This window comes from Enterobacter cloacae complex sp. GF14B (assembly GCF_004136805.1).
Taxonomy (GTDB): domain Bacteria; phylum Pseudomonadota; class Gammaproteobacteria; order Enterobacterales; family Enterobacteriaceae; genus Enterobacter; species Enterobacter hormaechei_C.
In genome coordinates this window covers 1-3,228 of the sequence record NZ_QFRV01000174.1, presented here as the reverse complement: position 1 = coordinate 3,228, position 3,228 = coordinate 1, and the positions used below count along the sequence as shown (strand labels likewise).

Sequence of the window (3,228 nt, the reverse complement as noted above, 5' to 3'; positions counted from 1 at the left end):
CGCGACTGGATGCGGGATACCGGCGACGTGCCGGAGAGTTGTTTTGCGGTGCAGGGCTATGGTGAAAGCCGTCCTGTCGCCACCAACGACACGGCGGAAGGGCGTGCGCTGAACCGCCGTGTCGAAATCAGTCTGGTACCGCAGGCGAATGCCTGCCAGGCGCCGGGCACGACCCATGCGTCATCGCAGGATGATGGCGCTGATAACAATGTAACGGAGTAATTAACATGGCAATTCCAGTCTATCTGTGGCTGAAGGACGACGGCGGCGCGGACATCAAAGGGTCCGTGGACGTTCAGGATCGTGAAGGCAGTATCGAAGTGGTGGCCCAGGAGCACAACCTGTACATCCCGACCGATAACAATACCGGCAAGCTGACCGGCACCCGTATCCACACGCCTTTCCTGTTCACCAAGGAAATCGACTCCTCCAGCCCGTACCTGTACAAGGCGGTGACGACCGGCCAGACCCTGAAATCGGCCGAGTTCAAATGGTACAGAATCAATGACGCAGGCCAGGAAGTGGAGTACTTCAACACGAAGCTTGAGAACGTGAAGCTGGTGAAAGTGAATCCGAAGATGCACGACATCAAGGATCCTGCTTTCGAGAAGCATAACCACCTCGAGCAGGTTGAACTGCGCTACGAAAAAATCACCTGGACCTACAAGGACGGCAACATCATTCATTCCGATTCCTGGAACGAACGCGCCACCGCGTAAGTCGCATGCGGACAGGGCCCTGTCCGCAATTTTTTGCACAGCGTCTGTATGCACGGACGCTGTGCAAAGAAAAACACAATCTGCCTGCCCGACCTGATGCGCTTTGGGTTCCTGAATAACAGGGAACAGCGACGGGCGGTAGCGTGCCCGGAACTGATAAAGAGAGAGTCTCATGGAAAATCCAGCCATCCTGTTACGCCGTCTTAATCCTTACTGTGCCCGCGCGATGGAAGGGGCCGCTTCCCTGTGCCAGACCCGCGCCCATGCGGAAATACTGCCTGAGCACTGGCTGCTGAAACTGCTGGAGCAGGGTGAGGGCGACCTGACGGTGCTGGCGCGGCGCTACGAATGGGATATGGATACGATATGGCAGGATATGCTGGGTTTTCTGGACAGCCTGCCACGGTCAGTGCGCAGCCGTCCGCAGCTTTCGGAGGGCGTGCAGGCACTGATGCAGGACGCCTGGCTGCACGCCTCGCTGGCGGGGGAAGAACATATCCGCAGCATTCACCTCCTGATGGCTCTGGTGGAAAAACCGAAACTGCTGCGCTGCGACGGCCTGTGGCCGCTGCTGACGCTGGCGCAGAGCCAGCTTGAGCGCCTGCGTGGACTTCTGGATGCGCAGTCGGATGAACGCCCGGAGGTGCAGCAGGAAGCGGAGCTTACGCAGGGGGATGAGGTGGAGTTTGTCGGCCGTCCGGTGAATGCGGATATAAAAGGAGAGCTGAACCCGGCGTTGCAGAATGCGCTGGACAGGTTCACCCTCGACGTCACCGCCCGCGCCCGTGAGGGCAGAATCGACCCGGTCTGTGGCCGCGACAATGAAATCCGCCAGATGGTGGACATTCTTTCCCGGCGGCGCAAGAACAACCCGATTCTGGTCGGCGAACCGGGAGTCGGCAAGACCGCGCTCGTGGAAGGACTGGCGCTGCGCATTCATGAGGGCAATGTGCCGGACGCGCTGAAGCCGGTCTCGGTGCGCACCCTTGACCTCGGCCTGTTACAGGCCGGGGCGGGTGTGAAGGGGGAATTCGAGCAGCGCCTGAAAAACATCATCGACGCGGTGCAGCAGTCACCCCTGCCGGTTCTGCTCTTCATTGACGAGGCGCACACCATTATCGGCGCGGGCAACCAGGCGGGCGGCGCCGATGCGGCCAACCTGCTGAAACCGGCGCTCGCCCGGGGTGAGCTCAGAACCATCGCCGCCACCACCTGGAGCGAGTACAAACAGTACTTTGAGCGCGACGCCGCGCTGGAGCGTCGTTTCCAGATGGTTAAAGTTGATGAACCGGACGACGACACCGCCTGCCTGATGCTGCGCGGACTCAAGTCACGCTACGCGGAGCACCATGGCGTGCATATTACCGATGAAGCGGTTAAAGCCGCCGTCACGTTGTCCAGACGCTATCTGACCGGACGCCAGCTTCCGGACAAGGCGGTGGATTTGCTGGATACCGCCTCTGCCCGTGTCCGTATGAGCCTCGACACTATTCCGGAGCCGCTGACCCGCATGAAGGCGCAGCTCACGGCACTGGCTATGGAAAAGCAGGCGCTGCTGGAGGATATCGCGGTGGGCAATACCGCCCACGGCGAACGTCTGGCTGCCATCGGAGAGGAAGAAGTCGCCATCATTTTGCAGCTCGACGAACGGGAAACCCGGTACGGCCAGGAGCTGAAACTCACGGAAGAACTGCTTGCCTGCCGCACGGATATCTCCCGCCAGGGAGAGATTGCGGACCTTCAGATGCAGCTTACTGCCGTGCAGCAGAATACCCCGCTGCTGGGGCTGGATGTGGACGCGCGTACCGTCGCCACCGTTATCGCCGACTGGACGGGCGTACCGCTCTCTTCCCTGATGAAGGACGAGCAGACGGAACTGCTGAGCCTTGAGCACAGTCTGGCGAAACGCGTTGTCGGTCAGGACAGTGCACTGAATGCCATTGCGCAGCGCCTGCGCGCCAGCAAAACCGGTCTGGCGCCGGAGAACGGCCCGCAGGGCGTGTTCCTGCTTGTGGGGCCGAGCGGCACCGGCAAGACCGAAACCGCCCTGGCGCTGGCCGATGAACTGTTCGGCGGCGAGAAGTCCCTTATCACCATCAACCTTTCGGAATACCAGGAGCCACACACCGTCTCGCAGCTCAAGGGCTCACCGCCGGGCTACGTGGGTTACGGCCAGGGCGGCATTCTGACCGAAGCCGTCCGTAAGCGCCCGTACAGCGTGGTGCTGCTGGATGAAGTGGAAAAGGCGCACCGGGACGTGATGAACCTGTTCTACCAGGTCTTTGACCGGGGCTTCATGCGCGACGGCGAGGGGCGGGAAATTGACTTCCGCAACACGGTGATTCTGATGACCTCCAACCTCGGCAGCGACCTCATCATGCAGATGCTGGAGGAACAGCCGGAGGCGACAGAGCCGGACCTGCATGAACTGCTGCGTCCTGTCCTGCGGGACCACTTCCAGCCCGCGCTGCTGGCGCGCTTCCAGACGGTGATTTACCGTCCGCTGGCG

At 61.0% G+C, this 3,228-nt stretch carries 2 protein-coding genes and 1 pseudogene; all 3 read left to right on the top strand.

Annotation, left to right across the window (positions count from 1 at the left end; all coding sequences use genetic code 11):
* Positions 1-222, top strand: a pseudogene (locus DD606_RS24275) (OmpA family protein); the annotation flags it as partial.
* 5 nt (positions 223-227) lie between these two features.
* Positions 228-719, top strand: a complete 492-nt coding sequence (hcp, locus tag DD606_RS24270) for a type VI secretion system effector Hcp (protein WP_045347680.1) — start codon at positions 228-230, stop codon at positions 717-719.
* A 172-nt stretch (positions 720-891) separates the two neighbouring features.
* Positions 892-3,228: type VI secretion system ATPase TssH (gene tssH / locus DD606_RS24265; protein ID WP_129259346.1), on the top strand; the 2,337-nt coding region annotated here is incomplete at its 3' end.

What these genes read in the sequence shown, in the direction of transcription:
- hcp (WP_045347680.1), top strand. Translation starts at nt 228, where the DNA reads ATGGCAATTCCAGTCTATCTGTGGCTGAAGGACGACGGCGGCGCGGAC.